Annotated in this window: 13 protein-coding genes; 7 read left to right on the top strand and 6 right to left on the bottom strand. The window is 59.6% G+C overall.

What is annotated here, in order from left to right:
• Positions 1-3 precede the first annotated feature (3 nt).
• A complete protein-coding gene (locus tag ACJO3M_RS17760; protein ID WP_407002720.1) occupies positions 4-753 on the bottom strand; it encodes a DUF8198 family protein in 750 nt (249 codons plus the stop codon).
• A 70-nt stretch (positions 754-823) separates the two neighbouring features.
• Entirely contained in the window at positions 824-1,747 is a 924-nt protein-coding gene (locus ACJO3M_RS17755; protein ID WP_407002719.1) for an alpha/beta hydrolase, read from the bottom strand.
• Positions 1,748-2,093: 346 nt separating this feature from the next.
• Between ACJO3M_RS17755 and ACJO3M_RS17750 the strand changes: the two genes are divergently transcribed.
• From ACJO3M_RS17750 to ACJO3M_RS17735, 4 genes are all read left to right on the top strand, one after another.
• Positions 2,094-3,506, top strand: a complete 1,413-nt coding sequence (locus ACJO3M_RS17750; RefSeq protein WP_407002718.1) for a WS/DGAT domain-containing protein — start codon at positions 2,094-2,096, stop codon at positions 3,504-3,506.
• A 225-nt stretch (positions 3,507-3,731) separates the two neighbouring features.
• Positions 3,732-4,835, top strand: coding sequence for a porin (locus ACJO3M_RS17745; RefSeq protein WP_407002717.1), 1,104 nt, complete (start codon positions 3,732-3,734; stop codon positions 4,833-4,835).
• A 239-nt stretch (positions 4,836-5,074) separates the two neighbouring features.
• Positions 5,075-6,244, top strand: a complete 1,170-nt coding sequence (gene nosP, locus ACJO3M_RS17740) for a nitric oxide-sensing protein NosP (RefSeq protein ID WP_407002876.1) — start codon at positions 5,075-5,077, stop codon at positions 6,242-6,244.
• A complete protein-coding gene (locus tag ACJO3M_RS17735; protein ID WP_407002716.1) occupies positions 6,210-8,480 on the top strand; it encodes a NahK/ErcS family hybrid sensor histidine kinase/response regulator in 2,271 nt (756 codons plus the stop codon). Before nosP ends, ACJO3M_RS17735 begins: the two co-directional genes overlap by 35 nt.
• Positions 8,481-8,603: 123 nt before the next feature.
• Here the strand turns inward: ACJO3M_RS17735 and ACJO3M_RS17730 are convergent, their stop codons facing one another.
• Positions 8,604-9,281 (bottom strand): response regulator, encoded by a 678-nt coding sequence (locus tag ACJO3M_RS17730; RefSeq protein WP_406987710.1) that lies wholly within the window; start codon positions 9,279-9,281, stop codon positions 8,604-8,606.
• Positions 9,282-9,567: 286 nt separating this feature from the next.
• Here ACJO3M_RS17730 and ACJO3M_RS17725 point away from each other — a divergent pair, with 286 nt between their 5' ends.
• Genes ACJO3M_RS17725 through ACJO3M_RS17715 form a run of 3 tightly spaced genes read left to right on the top strand, consistent with a single transcriptional unit; the run spans position 9,568 to position 12,018 of the window.
• Positions 9,568-10,566: an ABC transporter substrate-binding protein gene (locus ACJO3M_RS17725; protein WP_407002715.1), complete on the top strand. Its 999-nt coding sequence runs from the start codon at positions 9,568-9,570 to the stop codon at positions 10,564-10,566.
• A complete protein-coding gene (locus ACJO3M_RS17720) occupies positions 10,563-11,354 on the top strand; it encodes an ABC transporter permease (RefSeq protein WP_407002714.1) in 792 nt (263 codons plus the stop codon). Before ACJO3M_RS17725 ends, ACJO3M_RS17720 begins: the two co-directional genes overlap by 4 nt.
• Positions 11,347-12,018: an ATP-binding cassette domain-containing protein gene (locus tag ACJO3M_RS17715; protein ID WP_407002713.1), complete on the top strand. Its 672-nt coding sequence runs from the start codon at positions 11,347-11,349 to the stop codon at positions 12,016-12,018. The genes ACJO3M_RS17720 and ACJO3M_RS17715 overlap by 8 nt, the downstream gene beginning before the upstream one ends.
• A gap of 24 nt (positions 12,019-12,042) precedes the next feature.
• Here ACJO3M_RS17715 and pedC read toward each other — a convergent pair whose 3' ends face one another.
• The 3 genes from pedC to ACJO3M_RS17700 are packed head-to-tail and all read right to left on the bottom strand — an operon-like array spanning position 12,043 to position 14,553.
• Entirely contained in the window at positions 12,043-12,846 is an 804-nt protein-coding gene (gene pedC, locus ACJO3M_RS17710) for a lanthanide ABC transporter permease protein PedC (protein WP_407002712.1), read from the bottom strand.
• A gap of 2 nt (positions 12,847-12,848) precedes the next feature.
• Complete coding sequence (gene pedB, locus ACJO3M_RS17705) at positions 12,849-13,571, bottom strand: lanthanide ABC transporter ATP-binding protein PedB/LutE (protein ID WP_407002875.1); 723 nt, start codon at positions 13,569-13,571, stop codon at positions 12,849-12,851.
• 7 nt (positions 13,572-13,578) lie between these two features.
• Entirely contained in the window at positions 13,579-14,553 is a 975-nt protein-coding gene (locus ACJO3M_RS17700; RefSeq protein WP_407002711.1) for a YVTN family beta-propeller repeat protein, read from the bottom strand.
• Positions 14,554-14,567 lie beyond the last annotated feature (14 nt).

Genomic DNA, 14,567 nt, shown 5'->3' with positions numbered 1-14,567 from the left:
GGGTCACAGATCGTCGGGGAGATTGAACGGCTCTGGGACCCGGTTGAGGATGTTGTCCAGCACTCGCTCCTCCCGGGTGACCAGCCGTTCGATCAGGGCGTCAACGTCTTCCATCTTGCGAAACGCGGTATAGCCCCGGTGCAGGAAGCTGTGCAGGTCGCTCAGGTCTGCCATTTCCGCCGGACCGCGGGTCATGCTGAGCAGCCAGCCCAGGGTGCGGTTGCGGACGTAGTGATCCAGTTGCTGGCCGACCTCGGCGACCAGGGCAATCTGGCGGTGACGTTGTTCCAGGCCGGGGCTGGCGCGAAAAGCCGCACAGTATTGAGTGTTGGTTAATTCCTGGCTGGGCACGCCATGGCGCTGGAGTGTTTCCGTCAGGTCCAGGTCCAGTTGCTGGGTGATCAGGTTCAGTTCCACCAGCCCCGCAAAGGTATCCAGCAGATTGTCGGGGAGCCACTTCACCATCTTCGGAAATACCCGGTCGATATTGTCGTCACGACGGGTCATGGTTGACGGGGCGTAGAGATCGGTCAGCAGGAACTCCAGGCCGGTGTGGTAGCCCGGGTGTTGGTACAGATCCTGGTGGGTGCGTTTCAGGCGCTCGGCCTGCCAGTCGGCAACCCGGAAAGTGTCTTCCAGCAGCGGGTGAGACGCCTTGTGCTGGCGGAAGTCGTGATAGTTGATCAGCAGGTACTGCAGTCGACGGGCGCTGTCAGAGTGGACTTCAGTGGCGACGAGGCGCTCGCGGTACATGGGGGGTGCTCCGGTAAACCTGTGGCAGGAAAGCTGCGAGTTTACCGGAGCCGGCAATCAGATGGCAGTATCAGCCCTGAGCGGCGGTGGGCAGGGTCTCGAAATCGGGAACCCACTCCTTGCTGTCGAGGGTTATGAAATGGCTGGGAGCCTGGGTTTCGACAATGCGCATGGTGGTAGGGCTCTGGCGCGCGCTGGCGAGCATTGCGTTACGGTCCAGAATGCGGTCCACGCCCGGGATCAGGAAGGTACCGTGACGTACGTTGTTGTAAACGCTGGTATCGGTCCGCTCCATCCAGTCCATGATGTTTTCGATATTGCGCACGATGGTGAGGTGATCCTTCGTGGCTGAGAACAGCTTGCTCAGCAACTGCTTTTTGCGCGGATTCATCTTGCCAAAAAAGGTCTGGCCATAGGCAGAAGACGGCGCGGTGTTGATCAGGCGGATCAGCCAGGGCCACATGCCGTGGCTGACCGGCTCCAATATGGTGGTGACCAGGCCGTGGAGCTTGCCCTGGGGTAGCACCGGCGCTTCCAGGACGACTTCCGCGTTGTCATAGAGTTCCGGCCACTGGCGAATGGCCTCCAGAATGACGGCGCCGCCCCGGGAATGACCGTGAACACGAATATTGTCAGTGCCGGGAAGGTTGGCGACGGCCTGGTTCAGTATGCAGGCGTCGTACTCGATGGTGCCTTCGAGGTGCTTGATGGGCACTTCCCACTCCGGGGTTTCCGGGGTCACGCCGTTGACCGGGATGTGGTAGTTGCTGCAGGTCAGCAGGATGAGCTCGGTGGTGGGCGCCTCATAGGCCTGCGTGAAGTAACAGTGGTTCTCCAGGAAACCGTGCACACCAATAACCGTCTGTTCCGCCTTGCCGCTGTGGTTGCGGACGGAAACTGCACCCTTGCCTACACGGTAGACTCTCCCCGAGAACATCTCGGAGTAGGCGCTTTCAATCGGTTGTATCAGTTTGCGAACATGGCTCGCTTTCATAACCGCTCTCCTGTCAGCACCGTCGAAGACAACTTTTGGAATTGGTGTGTGCTGATAGTCACTGTTTTAACGCGTTCCCGGGCCAGAGTTATTGGCACTGGTTACTCAATATACGAAGGCCCACGGCCAATAGACTGTCTGGTGGCACGTCGAAACCCGCCCCGGGCTCAGTAATAACCATTCCATTAAGTGTTATAACCAGTATAGAGGCGAAAGGTTACCTGCGCGTAATTTTTTGTAATTCCGGGGCGCGCGCGCCTTATATGGAGACGTTTGTACTTGTCTGGCACAATGCGGGATTGGCCATTCATTCAACGTTCGTCAATCCATCCGGGGACAGCCAGATTTGAATCAAGAGGACTCACATCTCCTGTTACCTGTGGATTCAGCATGGCTGGCCCTGGAACGACCTGAAAACCCGATGACCATCACAGTCATGCTGCGGGTGGAGGGCCTGACGGAAACGCGCCTGCGGGAGTTTCTGGAGGTCTACTGGCTGGCCTGGCAGCGGTTCCGATACATGCCTGTACGCCGGGCGCCGGGCTGGTGGTGGGAAGCCGACCCGGTATTCGATCTGAAGCACCACCTGCGCGTCACCCCGGACGCGTTTTCCCCGCATCAGCTCCAGGAATGGGTGTCCGCCCGGCTGAACCAGCCCCTGCCGGACTACCGACCGCTCTGGAAATTCTGGCTCGCGCCCAACGCCGAGGGCGGTGCCGCCCTGCTATTGCGGATGCATCATTGCTATGCCGACGGGTTGTCGCTGTTGGGGATCTTTGAACGGATTTGCCCGCCGTCCCCGCAGCAGCTGCCTGCGCTTTACGGAGCGCCGGAAACACCGGACCTGCAACGCTGGAGCCTGGCGGCAGGCGCCTGGTTCCGGGAACTGATCGGCAGTGAACTGGCAGAGGCATCCGGAAACCGCTCCGGTGACATGGAAGGACACGCCGAAGGTTCCTCCGGCAGCCTGCAGGATGCTGGCAAAGTACTGGAACGGGTTGCCCAGACGGGCCTGAAACTGGTGAACGAGGTCAGCCAGTTCCTGGTGGAACCGGAAGACTCGCCGTCCTCCCTGAAACATGACTTGTTGGGGCGGCGTCAATGCTGCTGGTCGGCCCCCGTGGCGTTGTCACGCTTCCAGGAGATTGCCCGGCTGACCGGGGTGACCATCAATGACGTGTTGCTCAGCTGTGTGGCGGCCGCCGTGCGCAAGCAGCTGGCCGCCGGTCAGGTGGACCTGGACGAGGCCGTGCTCCACGCGGCTGTCCCGGTAGACATTCGCGGTCAGCTGCCCGCCGGCATCAAGCCTGAGTCCGGTACCCTGGGCAATTGTTTCGGCACGGTTTTCGTTCCTCTGCCGGTGGACGGCGAAAGCTCGCTGGAGCGGCTCTACCGGATCAAGCATGAAACCCGCCGGCTGAAGAAAAGCTGGCAGCCCGGCATTGCCTGGGGATTGACCGCCAGCGCCTCGCTGGTGCCTGAGTCTTGGCGTCAGCCGGTGGCCGATGTGTTCTGTCGCAAGGCCAGCGCGGTGGTGTCCAACGTGCCCGGATCCCGTGAGGAGCGTTACCTGGCCGGTTGCCGCATCACTGAGCAGATGTTCTGGGTACCCCAGGCCGGGGACATCGGCCTGGGGGTGAGTATTGTCAGTTACGCTGGCTCGGTTCAGTTTGGGGTCGTGGCCGATGAGGCCGTCATGGCATCCCCTTCGCGCTTCCTGGCAGATTGCCTCGAAGAACTGGATGCTCTCACCGGCTGACCCGCCTTCCCATTTTATTCCGCTGTCATTGCCCGTATCTGGCGGGTATTAATCCCAAAGTCCTGATTTACAGGCCTCCTAAAAGATCAGAAAACCTGCCCCCTTGGCGCATTTTCCCCACTCCAGCCTTAACCGACCATGGAATTCAGGCGACAGACCTACGCCTGGGGCGGCCGGATTACTCGGCACCCCGATCCCAGATTTCCAAAAACAACCGGGGGAACTATGAACAACAACAATTTTCGAAAGTCAGGGTTAGCGATTGCGATGGCTGCTGCCATGGGGGTAAGCGCCGGCGCCAATGCAGCCGTTGAAATTTACAACGAAGACGGCACCAGCTTTTCCGTCGACGGTTACTTCAACGCTTTCTATGTAAACCGTGACGACAAGGTGGCCGATACCCGCAGCTCAGACGTCAAGATGGGCTTTCTGCCGAACACCATTGGTTTCAACTTCAGTAAGGAAGTGGGCGATCTGACGATGGGTGGCCGTTCTTCATTCTGGAGCACGATCAATGACAGCCTTCAGTCGCCAACCGATACGGCAATCGATGTTCGTCAGTTGTATGCCACAGTGGATGGTTCTTTCGGTCAGGTTCTGATCGGTAAGGACTTCGGTTTATACGCCCGCTCCAACATCTTCCTCGACGAAATTCTCATGGGCTTTGGCTCCCCGGGTGCGGCCACCGGCGTTTCTTTCGGTAACATCCGCACCGGCTACCCGTATCCGAATCCGTCGGCTCAGATCACCTACCGGTCTCCCGATATGGGTGGTCTGAAAGTGGCTGCCGGTATCTTTGAGCCAGCGGATACCACGCCCGGTGCCCAATCCGAGCAGTCAGCACCCCGCTTTGAGGCGGAAGTCACCTACAGCGCCGACCTTAGTGGCCTGGCATTGACCGGTTGGGTCAATGGTCGTCATCAGAGCTCAGAAAATGCGACCACCGAGATCGACAGCCAGGGTATCGGCTACGGTCTGAAAGCGGCGGTGGCAGGCTTTTCACTGACGGCTTCCGGTTTCACATCGGAAGGGGACGCGCCGGTTCTGCTCACCGATGGCGCACTGCCTTCGGAAGAAGATGCCGATGGCTATCTGGTCCAGGCGTCTTACACGCTGGGTAGCAATCGCTTCGTGGCCTCCTACGGCGAAACGGATTCTGATCAGGCGGATTTCGAGACGGAGAACACCTCCCTTGCCGTGTTCCATGATGTGAACAGTAACTTCAAGTTGGTTGCCGAATACAACATGTTCGAGCAGGAAGCCAAATCCACGGGCGCTACTGCAGTGGATGCCGATACTCTTGCCCTCGGCGCTGTCGTAACGTTCTAAGCAGTAGACCTTGCTGTGGAAGACGGGAGGTCGTCCGTAGCACCGGGTCATCTAAGACTAAAGTGCCGGTTTGTCTTCGTGCAAACCGGCCGCGCCGCCAGGCATTGATTCAGGAGGGTTTTTAATCAATGGCTTACGATCATTTTGGCGCGCCCATTAAAAGCACTGAAGTCGCATTGGCTGCGTTTGCGGATGCCGTAGAATCGGTGGAAAGTCATCCATTTCCGGGATCCGCATTTATGAAGCCAGCGACGACCCTGCCCGCCGTCCGGGTAGCGAGCTCCAGTGTTCGCGACCCGATGCTGGCAGCCACCAATCTCGCCAGTCAGTTGAACCATGAGCACCTGGGTTGTGTACTGTTCTTTTGTTCCGCGGAATACGATCTCGGCCGTCTCGGCATTGCCCTTGAGCATGCTTTTCAGGGCGTGCGTGTGTGCGGGTGTACGTCAGCCGGGGAGATTACACCGGAGGGCTATGGCCGCGGATGCATTACCGCCATTGGCTTCGATAATCGATACTTTGCCATTGATTGCGCGCTGATTCGCGAGCTCGACCGGTTTACCCTGCAGGATGCCCAGGGCGTCATTGACGGCCTGCTGTCCACATGCCGCGATGCCAGGCTCGCGCCGGTGAAGGGCAATACCTTTGCGATTACCTTGCTGGACGGTCTTTCCAGCCGGGAGGAGCTGGTGCTGGCGACGCTCAATGCGGCCCTGGGCACCATCCCGCAATTCGGCGGATCAGCCGGTGACGACGAGCGCCTTGCCAATACCCACGTGTACTATGACGGCCAGTTCCATACCGGAGCGGCGACGGTTCTACTGGTCAATACGCCACTGGATTTCCGAGTCTTTTCCACCCACCACATGGTTGAACGCACTGAAAAACTGGTGGTTACCGATGCCTGCGCGGAAAGTCGCACCGTGTATGAACTCAATGCCGAGCCTGCAGCAGATGCGTATGCCCGTGCCGTTGGCGTAGATGTGGATGCCTTGGACCGTAAGGTGTTCGCCCTGCGGCCCATGGGCGTAAAAATCGGCGGGCATTACTTTGTGCGTTCGGTTCAGCGGGTCAACCCGGACAAGAGCCTCACATTCTACTGTGCCGTGGAAACCGGCATTGTGATGACGGCCATGGAGCCCGAAGGCCTGCTGGACAGTGTGCGGGCCCAGATTGAAGCATCCGAGCGGGTGGTGGGGCCACCGCTGGTGACCATTGGGTGTGACTGCTTTCTGCGTCGGCTGGAAGCTGAGCTGACCGGGGAAGTGGAAGCGGTGTCCGAATTCCTGCGCCATCACAAGGTGATCGGTTTCAACACATACGGCGAGCAGTTCGACGGTATGCACATTAACCAGACCTTTACGGGGGTGGTCATTGGCCAACCTGAAGCCCGTGCCGTGCAAGAGTGACACTGCCGCTGATGACAGGGACCGGCGCATCGCCGAGCTGGAAGCGGAGAATGAACGCCTGCGCCGCATCCGTGATGCCCTGATTGTTCGGGTGGAGTCCGGCTCCTCCCACAAGCCTGAACCCTACGCCGCCTTTGAACATTCCGTGGTGCTGGCGGAGCAGGTGCGCGAGCGCACCGAGGCCCTCAACCAGACCATGGAGGAGCTTAAAGCCAGTAACAAGGCCCTGAGCCGCGCCCGCGTCGAAGCCGAAACCACCCGCCAGCGCCTCAGCGATGCGATTGAAAGCATTGCCGACGGCTTTGTTCTGTTCGATCACCAGCACCGCCTGATCCAGAGCAACAGTCGTTTTCGCAGCTACTGGCACCACGCCGGTGTGGAGGTGCCAGAGCCGGGCACCTCCATAGTGGATGTGAAGGCGCAGGCGGTCAGTTCCGGTCTGGTTGTTGAGGAGCACAGCCACCCGGATTCGGAGGGCGTTGTCTTCCTGCTCGCCAACGACCGCTGGGTACAGATGACCGAGCGGCCCACCCGTGAGGGTGGCCTGGTGGTGCTCTATTCCGACATCACCGACGTCAAGAACAGTGAGATGGCCCGTCGTATCAAGGCGCTGGAGGAAAGTGAACGCTGGATCCGTGTGGTGACAGACCATGTGCCAGCGCTGATAGCTTATGTGGGTGCGGATCTCACGGTGCAGTTCTGCAACAAGGTGTACGAGTCCTGGTATGGCCGCTCCGGCGAGTCGCCTCTTGGCCGGCCATTGGATGAGGTGCACTCCCCCGATCTGTACCAGCGCCTGTTGCCGCAGATGCGACAGGCGCTGGCGGGAAACAGCGTCACCTTCGAGTTTGAGGAAACCGGCGAGCAGGGTGATGTGCGTTACATGCTGCGATCCTATGTACCCAACATCGACGAGGACGGCGATGTCACCGGGTTCTTCGTGTTGATCCGGGACATTACCGATCGTCGCAAGACCGCCCTGGCGCTGGAACAGGCCTACGACAATCTGGAGCGGCGGGTCAAGGAGCGTACCTCGGCGTTGACCGGCTTGAACAATCAGTTGCGCCAGGAAATTACCGAGCGGGCCGCGGTAGAAGCCAGGCTGCGGGACGCCAAGCTGGAGGCGGAGCGGGCGAACCTGTCCAAGACCAAGTTCCTGGCCGCCGTCAGTCATGATCTGCTGCAACCCCTGAACGCCGCCCGCCTGTTCACCAGTGCGCTTCTGGAACAGTCGTTCGGGCCCAAGGCTGAGGGGCTGGTGCGGTCGGTGAGCACCTCCCTGGATGACGTGGAGAACCTGTTGGGCACCCTGGTGGACATCTCCAAGCTGGATGCCGGGGTGATCAAGCCCGACGTGACCGCGTTCGATCTGCGGGACCTGCTCAATAACATCGCCCGGGAATTCCGGCAAATGGCCACGGCTGAAGATCTGCGGCTGGATTTCGTTGCCAGCTCCGCGATTGTGGAGTCCGATTCTCAGCTTCTGGCGCGGATTCTCAGGAACTTTCTCACCAACGCCATCCGCTATACCGGCAATGGCCGCATCCTGCTGGGTTGCCGACGGCGGCAGGATCACGTTCTGTTGCAGGTCTGGGATACCGGCCCGGGGATCCCGGAAGACAAGCTGACCGAGATCTTCCAGGAATTCAAACGCATCCGGCCATCCGGTTCACAGCCCGACAAGGGACTGGGTTTGGGGCTGGCCATCGTGGACAAGATCTCGCGCATGCTCGGCCATGAGGTGAGTGTGTCTTCCACCGAAGGCAAGGGTTCCGTGTTCAGCGTCAAGGTTCCCCTTGGCCGGCTGCAGCCCAAGCGACCGGCTGAGGACCAGAACCGGTCGGTGTCCTTCGACAGCGGTCTGGGCGGCGCCCGGATCTGGGTGATCGACAATGATCCGTCCATCTGCCAGGGCATGAAAACCTTGCTGGAAGGCTGGGACTGCCGTGTGGTGACGGCGGTGTCTCTGGAGGATCTGGAGCGCCAAATGGACCCGGCTGACAGCCCGGTGGACCTGATCCTGGCGGACTACCATCTGGACAACGATGAAAATGGCGTGGATGTGGTGGCGGAGATCAACGGCCGCCGCCGTTGCCCGGCGCCGGTGGTGATGATTACCGCCAACTACACCAACGAGCTCAAACAGCATATCCGCGAGCTGGGGTACCTGTTGATGAACAAGCCGGTGAAACCGCTGAAGTTGCGCAGTGCGCTGAGCCACCTGTTAAGAAGCTGAGATCGGCGGTGGATGTCGGATTACGCTTCGCTAATCCGACCTACGCGGAATGGGATCAAATGTTTGCAACGTAGGTCGGATTAGCCAAAGCCGTAATCCGACAAATAAGCCTGATAAACCGGTTTACCGTTTCAGGTACTGACTGAAATCCACATCACTGGCGGACAGAATGGCCTGTACCCGATTGTGCACACCAAGCTTGCGCAAAATGGCCGATACATGGGCCTTCACCGTGGTCTCGGCGATATTCAGGTTGTAGGCAATCTGTTTGTTGGATTCGCCCTTGGACATACGCTCGAGTACCAGCAGTTGGCGACGTGTCAGGGAGTTCAGCAGCTCCGGTGAAATCGGGTTGTCTTCATGGCGGCTGCGGCGGCTGTTGCTTTCCTTGCCGGTGCGGATGATGTCCGAAGGCAGGTAGACATTGCCATTGAGAATCTGCTGGATGGCTTCGGTCATCTGGGCTCTTGGCGATGACTTGGTAATAAAACCGACCGCGCCGTAGGTGATGGCCTGCAACACGACCTGTTTGTCTTCTTCCGCCGAGACTATCACCACGGGAATGGTGGGCGCTTCGTTGCGCAGGGTAATCAGGCCGTTCAGCCCGTGCATGCCGGGCATGTTCAGGTCCAGCAGGATCAGGTCCAGGTCGTCATTCTCCCGGGTAATGTCCAGGGCGCTGTCCAGATCATCGGTTTCAATGATCTCACTGCCCTCGAACCCGGAAGCGATCACACTGCTGATAGCTTCACGGAACAGCGGGTGGTCGTCGGCGATCAGTATCTTGTAAGCCGGCTCCATGGATGGTTCTACCTGTTTGTTTTCATTATCGGGGAGTGCTTCCGAATCATGATAGCGCTTTTCGGACGTGAGTGCGGCATCGAGCTCATTCAGCATGGCGGCCTCCTGTGCAGAGAATCTCCGGAAACGGAGTCGACCCTCTGTTTATTATTGTGATGATTTCATTACACGCTATCCGCGCCTCTGGTTGAATGCGACCATCGCACCAAAAAACAGGCACCAAAGTACTATTCTTGCGCGGCGAAGGGCTTCGTATCGTGGAAGGATGAGCCAACAGCCCGTAACAATGCGTCATTCCAAGCCATCATTAGCCAGCTGCCGTGCCATCTGGCTCGTTGCGTTGACGCTGATGGTGGCGTCCGCAGTCGTGCCCGGTGTTCGTGCGGGTGCGCCAGGCGGGTACCCGGTGGTGTCGATCAGTGTATTGCAGTTCGGCACAGCGCACTGGGAGCTTGACCATATCCTTCACCGGGGCCTGGACCGGAAGCATGGCTACCGCCTGGAGCTGACGCCGGTGGCCAACCTGCCGGCCTCCCGCCTTGGGGTTACCAGCGGGTCGGTGAGTGGCGCTGTGGCGGATCTGCTCTGGGCGCAATCCCGCTACCAGGCCGGCACCCCCTACCTGTATCTTCCGTTTTCCAGCCAGATTGGCGACATTGTGGTGGCGGACGGCTCTACCATCCAATCCGTGGCAGACCTCGCCGGCAAGCGAATCGGCGTAGCCGGTGGTCCGGACAGCAAGGGCTGGATACTGCTGCAGAAAGTCGCGGCCCAACAGGGGCTCAACCTGTCAGATTCCGCGGATGTTCAGTTCGCAGCACCGCCACTGCTCAACCAGGCCCTCAAGCGGGGGCAGGTGGATGTGATCGTCACCTACTGGCATTTTGCCGCTCGTCTCAAAGGCGAGGGCGGCTGGCGCTCTGCGTTCCGGATGGCCGACCTGCTGACCGCCCTGAATCTGGATACCAACCTTCCCGTACTGGGCTATGTCTTTCCGGCGCGTTGGGCGCGGGAGCATCCATCTCTGGTCCGGCGCTTTGCCGATTCCCTGCGCGAAGCAAAAGCCGAGCTGGTTGAGAATCCCGCTCACTGGGAGCGCCTCCGGCCACTGATGGGTAACCCGGACACAGGCATTTTTCAGGCACTCCGTGACGGATTCGTCGCTGGTACGCCGGCGCCACAAACCGACCAGCGAACCGCCGACCTGCGCCGGCTTCTGGTGCTCACCGGCGCTGCGGAAGACAATCTTATGCCAGCCTCGCTCTTCTACCGGAGTGAGCCATGACTAACCTCAAGGGCCATGCTGTGAAAGCGCGCCCACCCTTATGGAGTTACTGGGTAGTACTGCCAGGCTTCGTAGTCATCTGGGCATTCATCGCTTGGTTGATCCAGTCGCCGCTGTTGCCAACACCACTTCAAGTGCTGGATACACTGGTACGAGAGGCTGCGTCCGGAGATCTCTGGCATCACCTGGGCGCCACCTTCAGTCGTGTAGCGGTGGCCTTTGTGCTGGCCATGTCCCTGGGTACCGTCATTGGTGTCAGCATGGGACGTTCCGCCACCACCAACGCGCTGTTCGACCCATTGCTGGTGTTGCTGCTCAATCTGCCCGCGCTGGTCACCATTATCCTGATGTACGTCTGGTTCGGATTGGTTGAAGTTGCGGCCGTCATGGCCGTTGTGATCAACAAGGTGCCCAACGTCGCCGTTACGGTCCGAGAAGGCGCCCGCAGCCTGGATTACCGGCTTGAACAAATGGCCACCGTCTACGAATTCACCCGCTGGCAGCGCTTTCGGGAGGTGTGGGTACCACAACTGTTTCCCTACCTGATGGCCGCCACCCGCGGCGGTCTGGCGCTGATCTGGAAAATCGTCCTGGTCGTGGAATTGCTGGGCCGCTCCAGCGGCGTCGGCTTTCAGCTCCACCTCGCCTTCCAAGTCTTCGACGTCGCCACCATCCTGGCCTACAGCCTGGCGTTCATTGCTGTGGTCCAGCTGATTGAACTGACCATCCTGCAGCCCCTGGAACGCCGCTCCAGCCGCTGGCGCCAGCCGGAGGCCGCCCATGCTTGAACTGCGGATCGCCGGTCGCGATTTTGGTCAGCCTGTGTTGGGAGAAGTCTTTGCCACAATTGAGCGGGGGGATCGCATCTGCCTGCTTGGGCCCTCCGGTATTGGCAAAACGACCCTGCTGAACGCCATCGCCGGGCTCGACAACACCCTCCCTTCGGAAGCAATCGTCGGCCGCGACCAACTTCGGGTCGGCTACCTGTTCCAGGAGCATCGTTTGTTACCCTGGCGAACCCTCAGAGCCAACCTTCAACTGGTGGGCGCAACAGAGGAAGAGGCAGAAGGTCTTCTTGCCAGTGTGGGGCTGAAAGGATATGACCACTACCTGCCGGACCAACTCTCCCTGGGCATGGCCCGGCGAGCTGCACTTGCCCGTTGCCTGGCGGTTAAGCCGGACCTGCTGTTGTTGGATGAGCCGTTTGCGTCACTCGATCCGGTGATGGCCGGTGAGTTAAAAGCACTGATTGCCGGTATTCTGGATGCCAATCCGGGCATGGCCATGATTTGTGTGACGCACGATGGTGGTGATGCTGAGATTCTGGCGAATCGGTTGTGGTATCTGGATGGGAAGCCGGCGCGGTTGCAGTGGGATGATGTGGTCGGTGAGGCTGGTTTGATTGATGGGTTGTTGGGGAGGCTGCGAAGGCTTGACCTGGCGGACTCCTAGTCCCCACAGACCACTACCACCCAATCAGGCAGGCTTGGTCCCAAGTATCTTGGTCCGCTGCGGCCTAAACCCGGCCGTCGCCATTAACGCCAGAACGACAGTAACTCCCGCAGTAATGCCAAAGGCCATCGGATTCCACTCCAGATACAGAGAGAAGCGGATCGCCTCCACCGCATGGGTAAAGGGATTGAACTGGCAAATCCAATACAGCCACGGGCTGGCCTCGTTCATCCGCCACAGCGGGTAAAGCGCCGACGACATGAAGAACATCGGGAAGATGACAAAGTTCATCACCCCGGCAAAGTTCTCCAACTGCTTGATCCAGGTCGCAATCAGCAGTCCCAGTGCGCCGAGCATCAGACTGCTCAGCACCAAAGCCGGCAACACCGCCAGGTACCCCCACAACGGCGGCTCCACATCCACCAGCAACGCCAACAGCAGAAACACATACACCTGACCAACTGACACCACCCCCATGGCCAGCAGCTTCGTCACCAGCAAAAACGGCCGTGGTAGAGGACTCATCAACAACACCCGCATGCTACCCAGTTCCCGGTCATACACCATGGACAGGGCGCCCTGCATGCTGTTGAACAGAATGATCATGCCGCACAGCCCGGGGGCGATGTAAGTCTCATAGGTAATGTAGGTCTGGTAGGGGGGAATAATGGATATCCCCAGCACCGCCCGGAAACCGGCGGCAAACACCACCAGCCACAACAGCGGCCGTACCAGGGCGCTGGCAAAGCGGGTGCGCTGCTGCCAGAACCGCAGCCATTCCCGGGTCTGTATGCCAACGAAACAATGCCAGTAATGCGCAGCTTTCATGGTTATCCGGCTCCGGTGAGGGTGTGGAAAGTTTCCGCCAGGTCGCGGGTGCCCTCGGCCTCGCAAATGGCCTGGCCGGAACCGTCGGCCAGTAGCTGCCCCCGATGCAGGATCAGCACCCGGTCGTCCTGACGCACCTCCTCAATCAGGTGGGTGGCCCACAGAACCGTCAGCCCCGCCTCATCACACAGTGTGCGGACGTGATCATTCAGCGCTTTGCGGCTGGCGACATCCAGGCCTACGGTGGGTTCGTCAAGCAGCAGCAGTGAGGGCTCATGGAGCAGGGCGCGGGCAATTTCCACCCGTCGGCGATGGCCGCCATTGAGTTTCCGTACCGGATCGTTCGCCCGTTCCAGCAAGTCGAAACGCGCCAGCTCCCGATCGCCCCGTTTGCGGGCTTCCTTGCGGGAAAGACCATGGAGTGCGGCGTGGTAGAGCAGGTTCTGGCGCACGGTCAGGTCCAGGTCCAGGGCGTTCTGCTGGAATACCACACCGATCTGTCGCATCGCCTCGGACGGCTGCTTCTTCAATGACTGTCCGGCTAACAGGAGCTCCCCCTGCTGCAGTGCCAGCAGTCGGGTCAGCAACCCGAACAGCGTTGACTTGCCGGCGCCATTGGGGCCCAGCAGGGCATGAAAACGGCCAGAGGTCAGCGCGAAGCTGACCTCCTTGAGCACAGGCTTGTCGCCGTAGCGAAAGCTGATGTTTCTGGCTTCAATAGTCATGCTGGTGTTATGAAGAGGGATCAATGACCACACCCCAGGGATAGCGGCCCACCTTGATGGATTTGATCACCTTCAGGTCCTCCACGTCGATGACCGACACATCGCCGGACACACCGTTAGTGGTATAGAGGTGTTTTTCGTCCTTGTCGAGATCCAGCTGCCAGACCCGGCTGCCCACCAGCAAGTAATCCAGCACCTCATAGGTTTGGGCATCCACCACCGCCACGTGATTGGAGGGGCCGAGGGCCACGAAGGCGTACTTGCCGTCGGAGGTCAGTTCGATACCCACGGGCTGGACCCGGTCCTGGTTGACGCCGGGCACCTTGAAGGACATCTCGTGGATCTGTTCCAGGTTGTCCACATCGATGATGTGCACTGTGCCGCCGATCTCCGCCGAGGCCCAGGCAATCTTGCTGTCCTTGCTGAACTCCACGTGGCGGGGGCGCTGGCCAACAACGATGTTCTTCTCGATCTCGAAGGTTTCGGTGTTGATCCAGTGCAGCATGCTTGTGGTTTCACTGGTGTTCACCGCCCATATGCCGTCAGGGCTGACCGCCATGCCTTCCGGTTCGATGCCGACATCGATCTGGGCCAGTACGTCCTTGGTGTTGACGTCCACCACCGTCACGATGGCGTCGTCTTCATTGGCGATGTACAGGTGTTTGTTGTTGGGGTGCAGAGAGAACTGTTCCGGATCCTCACCGGAGGGCAGGGTGTCGACGATTTTGCGGGTGGCCAGATCCAGCACCTGCACGGTGTCGTCATCGCTGGCGCAGATGTACAGCTTGGTATGGTCCTTGGACAGCAGGATGCCCCGAGGGCGCTGCCCTACATCAATGGTTTCGACCACGTTCATGGAGTCCGTATCGATGATCGAAATAGTGTCGTCCTTCTCATTGGATACATAGGCCAGACTGGCCAGTGCCGGTGTCGACAGGCCGATCATCGCGGCCAGGGCAGTCTTCTTGAGCATGGATTTCATGGTGTAACTCCTTC

It is taken from the genome of Marinobacter alkalisoli, from assembly GCF_045449795.1.
Taxonomy (GTDB): Bacteria; Pseudomonadota; Gammaproteobacteria; order Pseudomonadales; family Oleiphilaceae; genus Marinobacter.
The sequence above is the reverse complement of the archived record's forward strand: the minus strand, read 5'-3'. Positions and strand labels throughout refer to the sequence as shown.

Coding starts and splice junctions, on each gene's coding strand:
- ACJO3M_RS17760 (WP_407002720.1), bottom strand. CDS start 753: ATGTACCGCGAGCGCCTCGTCGCCACTGAAGTCCACTCTGACAGCGCC.
- ACJO3M_RS17755 (WP_407002719.1), bottom strand. CDS start 1,747: ATGAAAGCGAGCCATGTTCGCAAACTGATACAACCGATTGAAAGCGCC.
- ACJO3M_RS17745 (WP_407002717.1), top strand. CDS start 3,732: ATGAACAACAACAATTTTCGAAAGTCAGGGTTAGCGATTGCGATGGCT.
- nosP (WP_407002876.1), top strand. CDS start 5,075: ATGAAGCCAGCGACGACCCTGCCCGCCGTCCGGGTAGCGAGCTCCAGT.
- ACJO3M_RS17730 (WP_406987710.1), bottom strand. CDS start 9,281: ATGGAGCCGGCTTACAAGATACTGATCGCCGACGACCACCCGCTGTTC.
- ACJO3M_RS17725 (WP_407002715.1), top strand. CDS start 9,568: ATGCGTCATTCCAAGCCATCATTAGCCAGCTGCCGTGCCATCTGGCTC.
- ACJO3M_RS17720 (WP_407002714.1), top strand. CDS start 10,563: ATGACTAACCTCAAGGGCCATGCTGTGAAAGCGCGCCCACCCTTATGG.
- ACJO3M_RS17715 (WP_407002713.1), top strand. CDS start 11,347: ATGCTTGAACTGCGGATCGCCGGTCGCGATTTTGGTCAGCCTGTGTTG.
- pedC (WP_407002712.1), bottom strand. CDS start 12,846: ATGAAAGCTGCGCATTACTGGCATTGTTTCGTTGGCATACAGACCCGG.
- pedB (WP_407002875.1), bottom strand. CDS start 13,571: ATGACTATTGAAGCCAGAAACATCAGCTTTCGCTACGGCGACAAGCCT.
- ACJO3M_RS17700 (WP_407002711.1), bottom strand. CDS start 14,553: ATGAAATCCATGCTCAAGAAGACTGCCCTGGCCGCGATGATCGGCCTG.